This is a genomic window from Clostridium intestinale DSM 6191, from assembly GCF_900130055.1.
In the GTDB taxonomy this organism is placed as follows: domain Bacteria; phylum Bacillota; class Clostridia; order Clostridiales; family Clostridiaceae; genus Clostridium_T; species Clostridium_T intestinale.
Genome location: NZ_FQXU01000003.1, coordinates 141,316 through 158,272, shown reverse-complemented (window position 1 = coordinate 158,272; position 16,957 = coordinate 141,316). Strand labels below are relative to the sequence as shown.

Genomic DNA, 16,957 nt, shown 5'->3' with positions numbered 1-16,957 from the left:
ACAAATTGGCCACAAACCCATATTTCCCACAAAAACATAAACCCTGCAAACACTCATGTTTACAGGGTTTTAATCTCATTTTGGTCTGAGTAGCGGGACTTGAACCCGCGACCCCAAGACCCCCAGTCTTGTACGCTACCATCTGCGCTATACCCAGAAATTAAATATTATTATATAACAAGTTATGGTTTAGCGCAATGTTCACATTTTTATCTATTTCTTTTTCTTTTTATCGGATGAAGTAGTTTTGGAGCTGGTACCTGCTTTATTATTTTTATTTGCTTTTGGCTTTTTAGTTGAGCCACTTTTACTTTTTCCTTTATCAGGCATAGTATTTCCCCCTTAATTTTAATTATCATATCCATATTTCTGAAAGCAATTTATAACCGCAAATAAATTTAACCACATTACTTCTTAAATATTTATTTAGAAATATTGTGGTCAAATTTCAAACTATAGAATTATGCAGATTAATCCGCCATTACCTTCATTAATAATTTTTTGAAGTGTTTTTTGTATTTTTACTTGTACATCTTCTGGCATCTTATATAACTTGTTTTGAAGTCCTTCTTTTACTAATACTTCTAAAGACTTTCCAAACATATTACTCTGCCATAGTTTTGATGGATCATTTTCAAATTGGTTAAGTAATGATTTCATTAATTCTTCTGTTTCTTTTTCAGTTCCCATGATAGGAGATATTTCAGTTTCTATATCTGCTTTTATTAAATGTAGGCTAGGTGCACTAGCTTTTAGTTTTATTCCATATTTAGAACCATGTTTAACTATTTCAGGTTCTTCAAATTTCATTTCTGAAAGCTGAGGAGCTACTAATCCATAACCTGTATCTTTAACATCTTGTAATGCTATTGATACTTTGTCGTATTCAACTTTTGCATGGTGAAGGTCTTTTACTAAATCTATAAGGTGTGATTCAGATGCTATTTCTGTATCACATAGTTCGCTTAGAATTTTATAGAATATTCCATCCTTAGGCTTCATATTAATTCTAGCTGTACCATTTCCTAAATTCATTTCAGTAACTTCTGATTGTGCAAAGATATCTTCTCCAGAATTATTATTTAGGCATTCTTTTATATCTCTGACTTTAAATATGTTCTCACACATTGATTTTACTATGTTTATAAAATTAGATTTTAACCAATGAGAACCTTCTAATTTTTCTATCCACTCAGGCATATCTATGTTTATTTCTTTTACAGGGAACTCTTTAAGTACTTTTTTGAATAATTTTTGTATGGATCCTTCATCCATTTTTTGTACATCCATTATTTCAACTGATACATTATACTTTAATTCCATGCTTTTCTTTAATTCCATTGTTTCTGTAGCATTAGGATTATTTGTATTTAATATTACTATAAATGGTTTATTTATAGATTTTAATTCTCCTATAACCCTTTCTTCAGCCTCTACGTAGTCTTCTCTTTGTATTCCTGTGATAGATCCATCTGTAGTTACTACAAGACCTATTGTTGAATGATCTGTTATAACCTTTCTTGTTCCTATCTCAGCAGCATCTTCAAAAGGAATCTCATAATCAAACCATGGTGTATTTACCATTTTAGGATTGTTTTCTTCTATATAGCCTAAAGCTCCTTTAACTATATATCCAACACAATCTACAAGTCTGACTTTTAGTTTCAATTCCTCCTCTAAGGATATTTCTACTGCTTCGTTAGGTACAAATTTAGGTTCAGTAGTATGGATTGTTTTTCCTGATCCACTTTGTGGTAATTCATCCTTTGCTCTTTCTTTTTTATAAGAATTTTCTATGTTCGGTATTACCATAAGATCCATAAATCTTTTTATAAATGTTGATTTACCAGTTCTTACAGGTCCTACAACCCCAACATAAATATCTCCTTGGGTTCTTTCCGCTATATCTTTATAGATATTATAATCTTCCAAGATAATCCTCCTAATAATATTATTGACAATATATATATATTAGATAATTTATAAAAGTATACTGAAATTTTGGGATTTAGTTTATCTTTTTTAATCATCATTTACGAGTATTTCTAATAATATATATTTCTGAAATTCTACTTATTATAAGATATTTGTATCCTATCCAAAATATACACTTGAAATCGTTACATAAGAAAAAATATATTTTCTTCATAAAATAAAAACGTTGCAAAATAATTTATTAATTACTTTACAACGTTTCTTTAATTAAAACTTTTCACTTTTTTTATCTCTTAACATCAACTCTTGAATTCCTCTTACAGGATCTTCTCCTTTAAAAAGAACATTATATAACAAGTCTGTTATAGGCATAGATACATGCAGATGTTCTTTCAAATCATAAAAGGCTTTGCAAGCTTTAACGCCCTCAACAACCATTCCAATTTCCTTTAATGTTTCATCTAGAGTCAGGCCTTTACCTATTAATATTCCAGCTCTTCTATTTCTAGAATGCATGGATGTACAGGTAACTATTAAGTCTCCCATACCAGTAAGCCCATAAAAAGTTTCTTCTTTTCCACCTAGGCTTTTGCCTATTCTAGAAATCTCTTTCATACCTCTAGTAATCAATGCAGCTCTTGTATTATCACCATATCCTATAGCATCAAGAATCCCTGCAGCAACAGCTATTATATTTTTAACTGCTCCTCCAACTTCAACACCAACTAAATCATCATTTGTATAAACTCTTAAGTCTGGTGTCATAAATAATTCTTGAACCTCTTCAGCTAACTTCATATCTTTGCTTGTCGATACTATAGTCGTTGGAATACCTTGAGCTACCTCTTCTGCATGAGAAGGCCCTGATAGTATTACTGGTGAGTGATTTAAAGTTTCTTCTATAACTTCTGATAACCTTAAGTTACTATGTTCTTCTATTCCTTTTGCTAAGGAAACAATTAATTGGTCCTCTTTTAAAAGTGGTTTTATTCTCTCACACATTTCTCTAACAGCAAAAGAAGGTATAGTAAGAACTATATATTTAACTCCTTCTAGTGCAGTTTCAAGGTCAGCTGTAGCTGTTACATTTTCAGGTATAATAATATCTTTTAAGTATTTTATATTTCTTCTATGTTCATTAATTTCTTTAGCTTGAACTTCATCTCTAAGCCAAAAGTTAACTTCATATCCCTTATTAGCTATTAATACCGCAAGGGCTGTTCCAAAACTACCCCCACCTAAAAAAGCAACTTTATTCATCCCTTATTCCTTTCTTTCCCTGTACTCAATATCTATACCAGTCCCTTTAAAGTCAAAACTTTCTCTAAGCTGATTTTCTAAATATCTCTCATAAGAAAAATGTGATGCATTTCTATCATTAACAAAGAATAAGAACTTTGGTGGTTTTGTAGCAACTTGAGTTGCATAAAATATTTTTAATCTTTTAAGTCCCACTACTGGAGGTTCTTTCATTAATACTGCTTTATTAATAACCTCATTTAATATTCCCGTAGATATTCTCTTAGAGTAGTTAGCATAACAATATTTAGCTACTTCTAATACTTTATGAACTCTTTGACCTGATAAAGCTGATATAAATAAGTAGTTAGCATATGGCATAAAGTTTAATTTTGCCATTAAATCTTTTTGATATAAATTCATAGTTTTATCATCTTTTTCTATAAGATCCCATTTATTAACTATTACCATAATAGCTTTGTTAAGTTCATGTGCATACCCAATGATTTTTTCATCTTGATCTGTTACACCTTCTTGAGCATCTACCATAAGTATACACACGTCTGCACGCTCAACAGCTGCATAGGTTCTTATAACTGAGTATCTTTCTATTTCTTCTTTTACTTTACTCTTTCTTCTAAGCCCAGCTGTATCTATAAGTATAAATTTCCCATCTTCTGTTTCTAAGTAGCTATCTATAGCGTCTCTAGTAGTTCCTGGTATATCTGAAACTATTACTCTATCTTCACCTAAAAGCTTATTTATTAAAGAGGATTTTCCTACATTAGGTTTACCTATCATGGCGATTTTAATGTAATCTTCATCTTCGTCTTGATTTCCTAATTCTTTAAAGTGCTCTACTACTCTGTCAAGCATATCTCCTAAACCTAAACCTTGAGACGCTGATATAGTAATAGGGTCACCTATTCCTAAATTATAGAACTCCCAAGCATTATCTTCTTCTTTGAGAGAATCTACCTTATTAACAACTAGAACTACTGGCTTTTTGCTTTTTCTAAGCATTTGCGAAACTTCATTATCTGCACCAGTTAATCCTTCTTTACCATCAACTATAAAAACTATAACATCTGCTGTTTCAATAGCAATTTGCGCCTGTCTTCTCATTTGCTTAACTATTATATCTTGATTTTCAGGTTCTATACCACCTGTATCAATCATTGTAAAATTATAATTAAGCCACTCTGCTTCTGCATAAACTCTATCTCTAGTTACTCCTGGAGTATCTTGTACTATGGATATTCTTTTTCCTGCTAATTTATTAAATAGGGTTGATTTCCCAACATTAGGTCTACCAACTATAGCAACTATAGGCTTTCCCATCTTTTATTCCTCCTGTAAATGCGTATTAATCTTGTCAATTAAATCTTCACCAGTATAATCGACAACTATAACTTTTATATTTAATGCTTTTTCAATATCTATTATTTTCATATCATCAAGCATTATTTGTTCTTTTGAATTTGAAAGTTCATAACCTTTTCTAAACATATTACTAGATAAAATTAAATAGTCAGTTTTTATCTTGCCCTTTAATTGTTCTATAATATCTTTTCCAGTAAGAAGTCCTGCAACTGTAATAGTTTCTCCAAAGAAGTAATTCTTAATTTCATAAACGTCTAAAATTATATTAGGATTAGCTTCCTTAATAACTTCACTTGCCCATAAAAGTTCTTTGTATGCAGATACTCCAGATGCAATTGTAAAACTCCCTTTATTTTTATTGCTTAAGTAATTAAGCGAATCTTTAATATATTTTCTAAATAAGGTAATCATTCCAATTCCGTCTTCTAGCTGATCATATTCTCCATAAAAATCTTCACCTGGAAGATCCATCTCTGCTAAAACATAAAATTCATCTGAAAGTCTAACAAAAGGAGCTCCTATCTCCTTTATATACTTTTGTTGAAGCTTCTTTAAATCCTCTATTTCTTTTTTAGCTGTATCCTTGCTAAAAATCTCAAGCTCTTTTAAGCCTTTTCTATGTTTTGTTATTCCTATTGGTACAGCTGCCACATTTTGAACTGAAGGATAAAGTTTATATAAGTCTTCAACTGTCCTTTTAAGTTCTTCTCCATTGTTAATTCCAGGCACTACAACTATTTGAGCATTAATCTCAATTTCAGCTTCTGCTAATCTTTTTAATCTATCATAAAGATTTCCAGCAAACCTATTATTAAGCATCTGAACTCTTAACTTTGGATCAGTTGTATGTACGCTAACATTTATAGGACTTATTCTGTAGCTTATAATTCTATCTATATCTTCTTCCTTCATATTAGTGAGAGTTACAAAGTTTCCTTGTAAAAAAGATAATCTAGAATCATCATCTTTAAAATAAAGTGTATCTCTCATTCCTCCAGGAAGTTGATCTATAAAACAAAATATACATTTATTAGAGCAGCTTTTTGCTTTATCCATAATAGAGCTCTCAAAGTCCACACCTAAATCCTCTTGAATATCTTTGTCTGCTTCTAATATCCAAACTTCTCCATCGGATTTTTCTATTTCAACCTTTATATATTCATCATTCATTAAAAACTTATAATCTATGATATCTTTAACCGGAGTATCATTTATGGATACCAAATAATCTCCTACTTCAATGCCTAGTTCTTCTCCCAAACTATTAGGTTCAACACTAGTAATCTTATTTTTCATTTCTAGTCTCCTAAATTATTTACTTTCATTATGTAATATTAACTTAATTAATAACTTTAGTCAATAAAAAAGGAGCCTAGGCCCCCTTTTTAAAGCTATTCATTTAAATCTACATATTTCCCAGTTTTAAGATATATAGTCCATTCACATATGTTTGTAACATGGTCTGCAATTCTCTCCAAGTATTTACATACAAATAAGAATTGTGCTGACTGTTGTATTGTATTATGGTCTTTACTCATTAATAGAAGTAGTTCTTCAAAAACAGCTTTATATAAGTCATCTACCTCATCATCCATCTTGCAAATTTCAAGTGCTCGTATATCATCTGATTCCACATAAGCATCTATAGATATTTTTATCATATTTTGAACTTTCTCAGCCATTTCACTAATGTGTTTAAGTTCCTTTATATATATTTCTTCTTTTAACTTCTTTGCAATCTTACATATATCTACTGCATGATCTGCCATTCTTTCTAAATCTGTAACTATCTTAGCAGTTGTAAATATATTTCTTAAATCTATAGCTAAAGGCTGCTCAGTTGCTATAAACTTTATACATGCATCTTCTATTTCTTTCTGCAAATCATCAACTAAATCATCTTTTTTTATTGTTTCGTTTGCTAACTTTATGTCTTTATTTTTTAATGCTTCCACTGAATTAAAAATTTGCTTTTCCACGATGCTGCCCATTTTTATAATTGCATCATGTAATTTTTGTAGTCTTAAATCTGATGAAGTTCTTGTCATAATTCTCGCTCCTTTTAAAGTATTTTATCCAAATCTTCCTGTAATATAATCCTCTGTCCTTTTATCTCTAGGTTTATAGAATATATTCTCTGTTAAATCATATTCTACCACTTCTCCATTTAAGAAAAAAGCTGTTTTATCTGCAATTCTACCTGCTTGTTGCATATTATGTGTTACTATTATTACTGTATATTTCTTTTTTAATTCATCCATAAGTTCTTCAACTTTACTAGTAGAAATAGGGTCAAGTGCAGAAGTTGGTTCATCCATTAATAACACTTCTGGTTCTACAGCTAAACTTCTTGCTATACATAGTCTTTGTTGTTGTCCACCTGATAGTCCTAAAGCACTTTTCTTTAATCTATCCTTAACTTCATTCCAAAGAGCAGCTCCTTGTAAACTTTTTTCTACAATTTCATCTAATTGACTTTTGTTCTTTATTCCATGTATTCTTGGGCCATATGCTATATTATCATAAATAGACATAGGGAAAGGATTTGGTTTTTGGAATACCATCCCTATTCTTTTTCTTAATAATATTTCATCATAATCGCTATATATGTTTTTTCCCTCAAAAAGTACTTCCCCTTCAATTCTTACACCATCTATTAAATCATTCATTCTATTTATAGTTCTTAAAAATGTTGATTTACCACATCCTGAAGGTCCTATAAGGGCTGTTACAGAATTATTGTCTATTTGAAGAGAAACCTCTTTTAAAGCTTGTGAAGTCCCGTAAAATAAATTTAATTTTTTTGTTTCAATAATACTCATGTTTTCCTCCTACTTTCCACTATACGATTTATATAATGCATTTCCAATTAATCTAGCTATAATATTAAATAATAATACTGCAAGAATTAAAACTGCTGATGTACCACTAGCTATTTTAGCAGCATCTGGAACTATGCCTTCAGCATTAAGCTTCCATATATGTACTGCTAAAGTTTCTGCTGGTTTAAATAATGAAAATGGTGATACATTATTAGTAAGGCTTATATTAGAGAATCTAAGTCTTCCTGCACTAAGCCCTGCTGTATATAGAAATGCAGCTGCTTCACCAAATATTCTTCCTGAAGCTAAAATTATTCCTGTTAATATTTGTGGCATTGCAGAAGGTAATATTACCTTTTTTATCGTTTGCCATTTAGTAGCTCCTAATCCTAAGCTTGCTTCTTTTACTTTTTTAGATGATTCCTTTATAGCAGTTTCACTAACTCTAGCTAAAGCTGGTAAATTCAATATTGATACTGATAGAGCTCCTGCTAAAAGAGAATAACCCCATCCAAAGTAGGTTACAAATATCAATAATCCAAATAAACCTATTACTATTGATGGTAAAGATGCCATAGTTTCTATTGATAATCTAACAAACCTAACAAATCTACCTTCCTTTGCGTATTCAGCTAAGAATATCCCTGCACCTATACCAAAAGGTACAGTTATTATTAAAGAAATTATTAACATATAAACTGAATTAAATAATTGTGGTCCTATTCCACCACCAGCCGCAGTGGTTTTGGGTGTGCCGAATAAAAACTTAAAGTTTAATGAAGATGCTCCTCTATAAATAACAACTGCGAAAAATGATACTAATAATAATACAACTAAAGAAGCTATTATATATAAAATAACGGTAGCTATTTTGTCTTGCGTTTTTGCACTCATCTCTCTTCACCTCTAGATCCTATTTTTCTTATTATTAATATAAATACAAAACTTATAATTAATAGTATAAGTGCAAGTGTCCATAAAGCATTGTTCCATGTTGATCCACCTGCTGTATTAGCCATATCCATAGTTATAATACTTGTTAGAGTTGCCATAGACTCTGTTAAATTAAATGGAAGTCTTGCAGTATTTCCTATAACCATCTGAACTGCTAATGCTTCTCCAAAGGCTCTTGCAATACCTAAAACAACACCTGTTAATATACCATTTTTACCCGCTGGTAATATTACTTTTATTATTGTTTGCCATCTTGTTGCCCCTAATCCATAAGAAGCCTCTAAATATTCCCTTGGTACAGTTTTAATAGCATCAGATGAAAGTGAAGCTATTGTAGGTAATATCATTACACTAAGTACTAAAATACCTGCAAGCAAACTAAATCCAAGTCCACCGAAAGAATTTTTTATTAGAGGTATAAGAACTGTTATACCCATCCATCCATAAACAACCGATGGTATTCCAACAAATAGTTCTAAAACTGGTTGAAGTACAGTTTTTCCTATTTTAGATGATATTAAATTCATAAATATAGCTAAAGCTATAGCTATAGGTGCGCTAATTATGACTGCTCCAACAGATATAAATGTTGACCCTAATATAAATACTAAAGCACCATATTGTGGAACATCTCCACTAGGATTCCATCTTGTTCCAAATAAAAATCCACTTAAACTCTCTCCATCTTTTATAAAAGTTTGAACTCCTTTTGAGGCTATAAATATCATGATGGATAGAGTAATTATAATTATCATTACTCCACAGAAATATGCATATCCTCTTCCAGCATATTCATTTTTAATTTTCTTTAATACATTTTTTGAGTCTTCCATTTTTGTACTTTCCCCCTCACTGAATTTAGGACTGGCGCATTTGCCAGTCCTTGGAGAATTAAGATTATTATTTAACCTTCATTTCAGCTCCACTGATATATCCTTGCTTTTCAACAATTTTCTTATTTGCATCACTTGTTATATAATCAATAAATGCTTTTGAGATTTCATTTGGTTCACCTTTTGTATACATATGTCCCCATGCCCAGAATGGATATTTACCTGTTGTTATGTTAGCAACTGTAGCTTCAGTGCCATCAATTTTAACTGCTGATAGTTTGCTTTTAGCTTCATCACTATTTAAGTAAGCTAACCCTACATAACTTATTGCTCCATCTGAGTTTTCCATAGCTTTAACTACTGCACCATTACTTTCTTGAGTTACACCTATTTGGTCATTTTCTAATTCTTTCTTTCCATCAAGAATTGTTTTGATGAATGTAGCTCTAGTTCCTGATGAACTTGGTCTATGAACTATAATTATTTCTTTATCTGGTCCTCCAACTTCTTTCCAGTTTTTAGCCTTACCAGAGAATATATCTTGAATTTGTTGTTTTGTTAAATTAGTTACATTAAGGTTTTTGTTTACAACAACTGCAAAACCTTGTGCTACAACTTTATGATCTATTAACTCTTTTGCTTTAGCAGCATCTAATTTTTCTTCTGCAAACACATCAGAATTTCCTACATCTACTGAACCTTCTGACACTTGAGTTAATCCTTGACCTGATCCACCAGCTTGTGCATTAATTGTAACATCTGGATTTTCATCTTGGAATGGTTCTGCTGAAGCTTCTATTAATGGTAATAAAGCAGATGATCCTGATAATGTTATACTTCCACTTAAATTTTTCTTATCTGGAGTTGAATTGTCAGTCCCTTTTGAGCAACCTGCAAAAGCTCCTAATCCTATTGTTAATGATAATCCTAAAATAGCTAACTTTATACCTCTTCTTTTCATCTTTTAACCTCCAAAGATTCTTTCATGTTTATTTCTTTCTATGCATTTATTATTCCTTACAAATAATATAATAAACATTAAAAGTTAACCTGTTATTAGTTTGATGTTAAGTAATATTAGATAATTGTTAAGAAAAGTTAACAATTGAATAATTTCTTGAAATTCTTATATTAAATAAAATAAGATGCATCAAAGGTTATAAACTTCCCTTGAGGCATCCTATTTTTATATATGTTTTATTTTCACTATGAAATTACTTCCTTTACCTAAGACACTATTAACAGTAATATCTCCATTAAAATTCTTAACTATATGTTTAACTATAGCCAATCCAAGACCTGTTCCACCCTTTGCCCTGCTTCTAGCTTTATCTACCCTATAGAAACGTTCAAAGATTCTAGGTATTTCAGATTCCGGAATACCACAACCAGTATCTTCAACCTCTATTACTAGTTTACTGTCCAAATTATAGCTTCTAAAAGTAACTTTATCTCCTTCTTCAGAATACTTAATCGCATTCTCTATAAGATTAATTAACATTTGTTTAAACCCATCTCTACTTCCGTAAAGATACTTTGTATTATTATTTTCAAACTCTAATTTAATTTTTTTATCCTCTATTAGGTTATTCATAAGAATAAAAACATCATCAATAACATCATTAGGGAAAAATTCTTCCTTAAAAACATCACCCTTTTGTTCAATGTTAGAGAGGGTTAATATATCATTAATAAGCCTTGTAAGCCTCTCAGCCTCATCATTAATTATATTTAAGAAACGTTCCCTATTCTCATCATCTTTAACATATTTAAGAGTTTCAGCAAAACCTTTTATTGAAGTTAATGGAGTTTTAAGTTCATGGGATACATTTGCTACAAATTGAGACCTTATATTCTCAAGCCTTCTTATATCAGTAATATCTTGTAAAACTGCAACTGTTCCTATATAATCAAGACCGTTTATAATATCAGCAGTTCTTATTCTAAGAATACTTTCTTTTGGCCAAATTATTTTAATTTCATGAACACGTACATCTTTTTTTTCAAATAATAGATCTAACTCAAAGTCACGTATGTGATCCATAAGTGGCTCCCCTATTATATCCTTTTTTATTCCAAATATCTTTTTAGAATAATGGTTCATCATTATGACATTATGTTTTCTGTCTACAGCTATCACACCGCTATCCATACTTTGTAATATAGCTTCTAATCGATTCTGTTTGTCTAAAACTTCATTTATCTTTCCTTGTAATTGATCTGCCATATTATTAAATGTTTTTCCTAATGTACCTAGCTCATCATTAGATAATATTTTTACTCTTCTGTTTAATTCCCCTCTAGCAATTCTAGAAGTGATAAATTCCATTTCCCTAACAGGCTCTAATATAACCCTAATTAATTTTAAAGATATTATAATAGAAATAGAAATAACAATTGCTAATATAATTAAATAATATTTTAAAAGTCCATCTTTAAATACTTTAGTATTCTCTATAGCAATAGAGGTTCTTATAATACTCCCATCATTTAATTTTGTAGCATAATACACTAATGTTTTCTTTAGTGTGGTCGAGTATCTTACAGCGGAGCCTTCTCCTTTTTCTTCTGCTTCTTTAACTTCCTCCCTGTTATTATGATTTTCAAGTGTAGATTTATCAACATTTGTATCATAAACTACAGTTCCGTCAGGCAATATATATGTGATTCTCACTTGCTTTGCTTCTTCATCAGCCTTAACCAGTTCCTTTAGGTTTTCAATTTTGCTTAAATCCGAATATTTTATTAAATCATTATAGAATTTTAAAGTTTCCTTAGAACTGTCGATATATCTATAATTTACTATAGCTATAAATGAAGAGCTTATTACAATTAATGCAAATAAGATTGCTATAATTACAGTTATTAATATCTTCTTTTTCATATTTAATCTCCATTAAAAAATCTATAGCCTATTCCTCTAATAGTTTCTATCAACTTAGGATTTTTATCGTCTATCTCAATTTTTTTTCTTAGATGTCTTATATGAACATCTACAGTTCTTGTTTCACCAATATACTCATATCCCCATATTTTGTCTAGTAAAGTTTCTCTCGTTAAAACTCTCCCTCTATTTTTTATAAGTATTTCTAAAAGCTCAAATTCCTTTAATGTTAAATCTACTTTTTCTCCATCCTTTACCACTTCATGTTTATTAAAATCTACTGATATATTAGAAAAACTGAAAGCTCTTTCTGAAGTTGGAGTAGTATTAATTCTTCTTAAAACAGCCTTAACTCTTGCAAGAAGTTCTCTTATTGAAAATGGCTTTGTTATATAATCATCAGCACCTAATTCAAGCCCTAATATTTTATCTAATTCTTCACTCTTAGCAGTGGTCATAATTATAGGTATATTTTGAGCATTAGGATCTTTTCTTATTTCCTTACACACATCATACCCATCTAACCCAGGTAACATTAAATCTAATAATACTAGATTAGGCAAATCATTTTTAGCCTTTTTTAATGCATCTATACCATTAGTAGATGTAGTGACCTTATATCCAGCATTCTCTAAATTGAATTTTAATAACTCCAATATATGTTCTTCATCATCTACAATAAGAATTTTTTCATTAGCCACAAAAATCCCTCCAATTAATTATCTTTTAACTATAAACGAATAACATCTTCCAGCTTCATTTCCATCTCTTCTATAGGAATGTAATTTATTATTCGTATCGCAACAAGTACATAATTTAATAGTCTGTATATTTTCTTCTTTTATCCTATTATTCCTCAATGACTTTAATATTACTTTCTCTAATGAAAGATTTCTTCCCTCAAAAAGATTTTCTCCCTGGAAAGATTCCTTATTATTAAACTTATCTCTTAATTCTTCACTAACCTCATAGCAGCATTGCCTAATATGGGGCCCTATAATAACTTTAATATCCTCTTCATTTGATTTATATTTATCTTTCATCATGCTTATTGCATTCTTAACTATTTCATCATAAGTTCCTCTCCATCCACTGTGAACTGCACTTATGACGCCTTTAACCTTATCATATAATATAACTGGCACACAGTCTGCATAAAAAACACCTACTCCCACATTCTTCAAAATTGTAATGAGGCCATCTGCTTCTTCGCTACTAGTTTCTTCATTAACATTAGATACATTCATGATTTTATCTGAATGTATTTGGGTAAGATACTTTATAGAACTTAATTCAAATATATCTTTTAACTTCTCTATATTATTCCTGCCTTTTTCAAGCTTTCTATTATAATTTTTATCTCCTATAGAAAAATATATTTCAAACTTATCATCAGAAAATGATATGAATTCTTCATTATTAATTTTTGTCATCAATTATCCTCCTCAAGTAATTTAATTTTAACATTTTATAGTTAATTTGAAACATTATAATTGCTTTTTTAACTTAATTATAACAAAAGGACTACCTTCTATTAGTAGTCCTTGTTTGTCATTAAGCTTTTAATTTCCTGTAAAAAAGTATTGATATCCTTAAATTGTCTGTATACAGATGCAAATCTAACATAGGATACTTCATCTATTACCTTAAGCCTTTCCATTATCATCTCACCAATATATTCTGACTTAACCTCAGAAATCATCTTATTACTAATAGCTTTTTCAACATCATTAGCTAAATCTTCAATTTGAGCTCTAGATACAGGTCGCTTTTGGCATGCTTTTATTAAACCGCTAACTATTTTTTCCTTTGAGAAAATCTCGCGGTTCATATCCTTTTTAATTACCAAAATAGGTATATCTTCAACCTTTTCATAAGTTGTGTATCTTTTCCCACAGCTAAGACATTCTCTTCTTCTTCGAATAGCTGTAAAATCCTCTGTAGAACGAGAATCAACAACCTTACTTTCTTCATAAGAACAATATGGACATCTCACTAACTTCACGCCCTTCTTTTCTAATGTAATTATATTATACAGTCAATAGACGATTTTTTCTAGAGTATTTCATCCATAAATGTATTTAACTTAACTAAAATAACATCATCACCTATTTTTATTATATCTTTCCATGGTACTTCTATAAATTCCACTTTACCAAACCAAGATCCTTTTTGAACTGGAATAAGTATTGACTCTATGGTACTACTTTCACAATCTATTTTAAAATCTCTAGCAAATCCTATTTTAGCTCCACGCTCAATATCAATAACTTCCATAGCTCGAATAGAGTTTATTGAATGTAATTCCTCATCCATTGTTCTCCCCCCTATAACTTTTACTGTATTACATAATATTCTTTAATTAAAAATATATGCACATAAAAAATATTTCTGCACAATAAAAAATATTTCTGCACGTTTAAAAATATTTCTGCACACGTTAAATTAATACAATGCCACTAATTCCTATAAACAATGAAAAATAAGAGCTCAATTGAGCTCTTAGACATACTTTCGCATATGTTTTAATGCTGTTTTTTCTAGTCTACTGACTTGTGCTTGAGAAATACCTATTTCATCTGCGACTTCCATTTGTGTTCTTCCATTAAAAAATCTTAATGTTAATATTAATTTCTCTCTTTCGTTTAATTTCTTCATGGCTTCTTTAATCGATATATTTTCTAACCAACTATCATCTCCATTTTTGCTATCACTAATCTGATCCATTACAAAAATAGCATCTCCACCATCATGGTAAATAGGCTCAAACAATGATACTGGATCTTGTATTGCATCTAATGCAAATACTACCTCTTCTCTTGGTAGATCTAACTCCTTTGCAATTTGAGATATAGTTGGTTCTTTATTATCTTCATTAATTAATCTATCTCTCACTAATAGAGCTCTATATGCAATATCTCTTAAAGATCTGCTTACTCTAATTGAATTATTATCTCTTAAATATCTTCTGATTTCTCCTATAATCATTGGAACAGCATAGGTAGAAAATTTTACATTTTGTGATAAATCAAAATTGTCAATAGCTTTCATTAATCCTATGCAACCCACCTGAAAAAGGTCATCAACATTTTCACCACGGTTGTTAAATCTTTGTATAACACTCAATACAAGCCTTAAGTTTCCTTTTATGAATATCTCTCTAGCACTATCATCTCCAGCTTTCATTTTGAGTAAAAGCTCCTTCATTTCCTTGCCTTTTAGTACAGGAAGCTTTGAAGTATTTACTCCACAGATTTCAACCTTATTAATTATCAAAATGATCAACCCCTTAGGAAGTAATAACTGATTGCATTTAGAGTATATCCCTAAGAAGCAAATTTTATACTGATAATAATTTAAATCATTTTATTCATTTCTTTTTTTAATCTACTTATTATCTTTTTTTCTAATCTTGAAATATATGATTGTGATATTCCAAGCATGTCGGCTACCTCTTTCTGTGTCTTTTCTCTAACCCCATATAATCCAAATCTTAATTTAACTATTTCCTTTTCTCTTTCATTTAAACTTTTAAGAACCATAAACAAAAGTTGTTTGTCCACTTCATCTTCTATTAGGTTATATACTATATCATTTTCTGTGCCTAATATATCTGATAATAATAATTCATTTCCATCCCAATCTATGTTAAGTGGCTCATAAAAAGAAATTTCGGCTTTTACCTTTGAATTTCTTCTTAAATACATCAAAATTTCATTTTCTATACACCTTGATGCATAAGTAGCAAGTTTTATCTTTTTCTCAGGATTAAAAGTATTAACAGCCTTTATCAATCCAATAGTACCAACTGAAATTAAATCTTCAACACCTACCCCCGTATTTTCAAACTTTCTAGCTATATAAACAACTAATCTTAGATTTCTTTCAATCAATGTACTTCTTATTCTTTCGTCTCCAGACATAAGATTCTCTACAAGTTCTTCTTCTTCTTCTTTTGATAGTGGTGGTGGTAAAGCATCGCTTCCACCAATATAATAAACCCTCTTTTTAAATAACTTTAATTTAATTACAAGCTTATTAAGTAATAAAAGTATTTTCATCATAACGTCACAACTCCCTTATACTATTCCTCTAGATAACAATGCATTATAAGCTCCTTCTCCGCTTAATATATTTTCTGTTAAACAGATAATAACATCTCTAATCAACTTACTTTTTTCATTTTCAATTACTACATCTTTAACTCTGAAACCCTTTAGTTTTCCACCATCACCATTGATAGTTTTTATATTTATATATATAGCCTCTTTTTCATTAAAATCGGCATATTTACATATATCGCTTTCAACTACAATCACAGGCAAATCTGTAATTGGTTCTCTCAATTCATTTCCTGTATCTAAAAAACCTTTAGCATAAAATTCTTTACTATGGTACTTTATTGTCAAATTATATATATAATTCTCCACAAACATCTTATCTCTGATTGTATTAACAATTCTTTCAACTAATATAAATATAGTTAATATAGATATTATTAAATATTTTATTGGATAATTATTTATTGTAAGTCCATCTTCTAAGCTATATCCATTACCCATTAAAGAAAATCCAAAGGATACTCCACTTAATATAAATGATGTTAATATTAACACTAATGTTCCCTTAAGTATCTCTTTAACATTTCTACACCTCATAGCTATATAAACCATAATAACAGCTACTATTATTCTAAATGGTAAGGCGGCTAAAATACTCACTTCAGGAAATATCATAACTAAAGTGTAAAAAGCTCCAACCATTGCTGCTATAATTTCCATTCTTCGTTTTCGCTTGGCTCTTAATAACTTCATCATTATTACTATTAAAAATAAATTAATCACAAAATTCTCTATTAAAAATATATCTAAATTTATCTCCATCAATTCCACCTCACAAGTAAATTA

17 protein-coding genes and 1 tRNA gene are annotated in these 16,957 nt (G+C 29.9%); all 18 read right to left on the bottom strand.

What is annotated here, in order from left to right; all coding sequences use genetic code 11:
* Nucleotides 1-81: 81 nt before the first annotated feature.
* Nucleotides 82-157 (bottom strand) — tRNA-Pro (locus BUA92_RS00855).
* Nucleotides 158-453: 296 nt separating this feature from the next.
* Nucleotides 454-1,932, bottom strand: a complete 1,479-nt coding sequence (spoIVA, locus tag BUA92_RS00850) for a stage IV sporulation protein A (RefSeq protein ID WP_073015872.1) — start codon at nucleotides 1,930-1,932, stop codon at nucleotides 454-456.
* A gap of 270 nt (nucleotides 1,933-2,202) precedes the next feature.
* Nucleotides 2,203-3,195 (bottom strand): NAD(P)H-dependent glycerol-3-phosphate dehydrogenase, encoded by a 993-nt coding sequence (locus BUA92_RS00845; RefSeq protein ID WP_073015871.1) that lies wholly within the window; start codon nucleotides 3,193-3,195, stop codon nucleotides 2,203-2,205.
* 3 nt (nucleotides 3,196-3,198) lie between these two features.
* A complete protein-coding gene (der, locus tag BUA92_RS00840; RefSeq protein WP_021802182.1) occupies nucleotides 3,199-4,515 on the bottom strand; it encodes a ribosome biogenesis GTPase Der in 1,317 nt (438 codons plus the stop codon).
* A gap of 3 nt (nucleotides 4,516-4,518) precedes the next feature.
* Entirely contained in the window at nucleotides 4,519-5,853 is a 1,335-nt protein-coding gene (locus tag BUA92_RS00835) for a DUF512 domain-containing protein (RefSeq protein WP_073015870.1), read from the bottom strand.
* 95 nt (nucleotides 5,854-5,948) lie between these two features.
* Entirely contained in the window at nucleotides 5,949-6,605 is a 657-nt protein-coding gene (gene phoU / locus BUA92_RS00830) for a phosphate signaling complex protein PhoU (RefSeq protein ID WP_073015869.1), read from the bottom strand.
* Nucleotides 6,606-6,629: 24 nt separating this feature from the next.
* Nucleotides 6,630-7,379: a phosphate ABC transporter ATP-binding protein PstB gene (pstB, locus tag BUA92_RS00825; RefSeq protein ID WP_073015868.1), complete on the bottom strand. Its 750-nt coding sequence runs from the start codon at nucleotides 7,377-7,379 to the stop codon at nucleotides 6,630-6,632.
* 9 nt (nucleotides 7,380-7,388) lie between these two features.
* Nucleotides 7,389-8,273, bottom strand: a complete 885-nt coding sequence (gene pstA / locus BUA92_RS00820) for a phosphate ABC transporter permease PstA (protein WP_073015867.1) — start codon at nucleotides 8,271-8,273, stop codon at nucleotides 7,389-7,391.
* Nucleotides 8,270-9,166 (bottom strand): phosphate ABC transporter permease subunit PstC, encoded by an 897-nt coding sequence (gene pstC / locus BUA92_RS00815; protein ID WP_073015866.1) that lies wholly within the window; start codon nucleotides 9,164-9,166, stop codon nucleotides 8,270-8,272. The genes pstA and pstC overlap by 4 nt, the downstream gene beginning before the upstream one ends.
* A gap of 67 nt (nucleotides 9,167-9,233) precedes the next feature.
* Entirely contained in the window at nucleotides 9,234-10,127 is an 894-nt protein-coding gene (locus BUA92_RS00810; RefSeq protein WP_073015865.1) for a phosphate ABC transporter substrate-binding protein, read from the bottom strand.
* 225 nt (nucleotides 10,128-10,352) lie between these two features.
* Nucleotides 10,353-12,050, bottom strand: coding sequence for a HAMP domain-containing sensor histidine kinase (locus tag BUA92_RS00805; protein WP_073015864.1), 1,698 nt, complete (start codon nucleotides 12,048-12,050; stop codon nucleotides 10,353-10,355).
* Nucleotides 12,051-12,052: 2 nt separating this feature from the next.
* Nucleotides 12,053-12,751 (bottom strand): response regulator transcription factor, encoded by a 699-nt coding sequence (locus BUA92_RS00800; RefSeq protein ID WP_073015863.1) that lies wholly within the window; start codon nucleotides 12,749-12,751, stop codon nucleotides 12,053-12,055.
* Nucleotides 12,752-12,769: 18 nt separating this feature from the next.
* Entirely contained in the window at nucleotides 12,770-13,483 is a 714-nt protein-coding gene (gene pgeF, locus BUA92_RS00795) for a peptidoglycan editing factor PgeF (RefSeq protein WP_073015862.1), read from the bottom strand.
* Between the two features lie 101 nt (nucleotides 13,484-13,584).
* Entirely contained in the window at nucleotides 13,585-14,046 is a 462-nt protein-coding gene (nrdR, locus tag BUA92_RS00790; RefSeq protein ID WP_021802192.1) for a transcriptional regulator NrdR, read from the bottom strand.
* 59 nt (nucleotides 14,047-14,105) lie between these two features.
* Nucleotides 14,106-14,366 (bottom strand): YlmC/YmxH family sporulation protein, encoded by a 261-nt coding sequence (locus BUA92_RS00785; RefSeq protein WP_021802193.1) that lies wholly within the window; start codon nucleotides 14,364-14,366, stop codon nucleotides 14,106-14,108.
* 186 nt (nucleotides 14,367-14,552) lie between these two features.
* Entirely contained in the window at nucleotides 14,553-15,326 is a 774-nt protein-coding gene (sigG, locus tag BUA92_RS00780) for an RNA polymerase sporulation sigma factor SigG (RefSeq protein ID WP_021802194.1), read from the bottom strand.
* Nucleotides 15,327-15,406: 80 nt separating this feature from the next.
* Nucleotides 15,407-16,114 (bottom strand): RNA polymerase sporulation sigma factor SigE, encoded by a 708-nt coding sequence (gene sigE, locus BUA92_RS00775; protein ID WP_021802195.1) that lies wholly within the window; start codon nucleotides 16,112-16,114, stop codon nucleotides 15,407-15,409.
* Between the two features lie 15 nt (nucleotides 16,115-16,129).
* Nucleotides 16,130-16,933: a sigma-E processing peptidase SpoIIGA gene (locus BUA92_RS00770; RefSeq protein WP_073015861.1), complete on the bottom strand. Its 804-nt coding sequence runs from the start codon at nucleotides 16,931-16,933 to the stop codon at nucleotides 16,130-16,132.
* Nucleotides 16,934-16,957 lie beyond the last annotated feature (24 nt).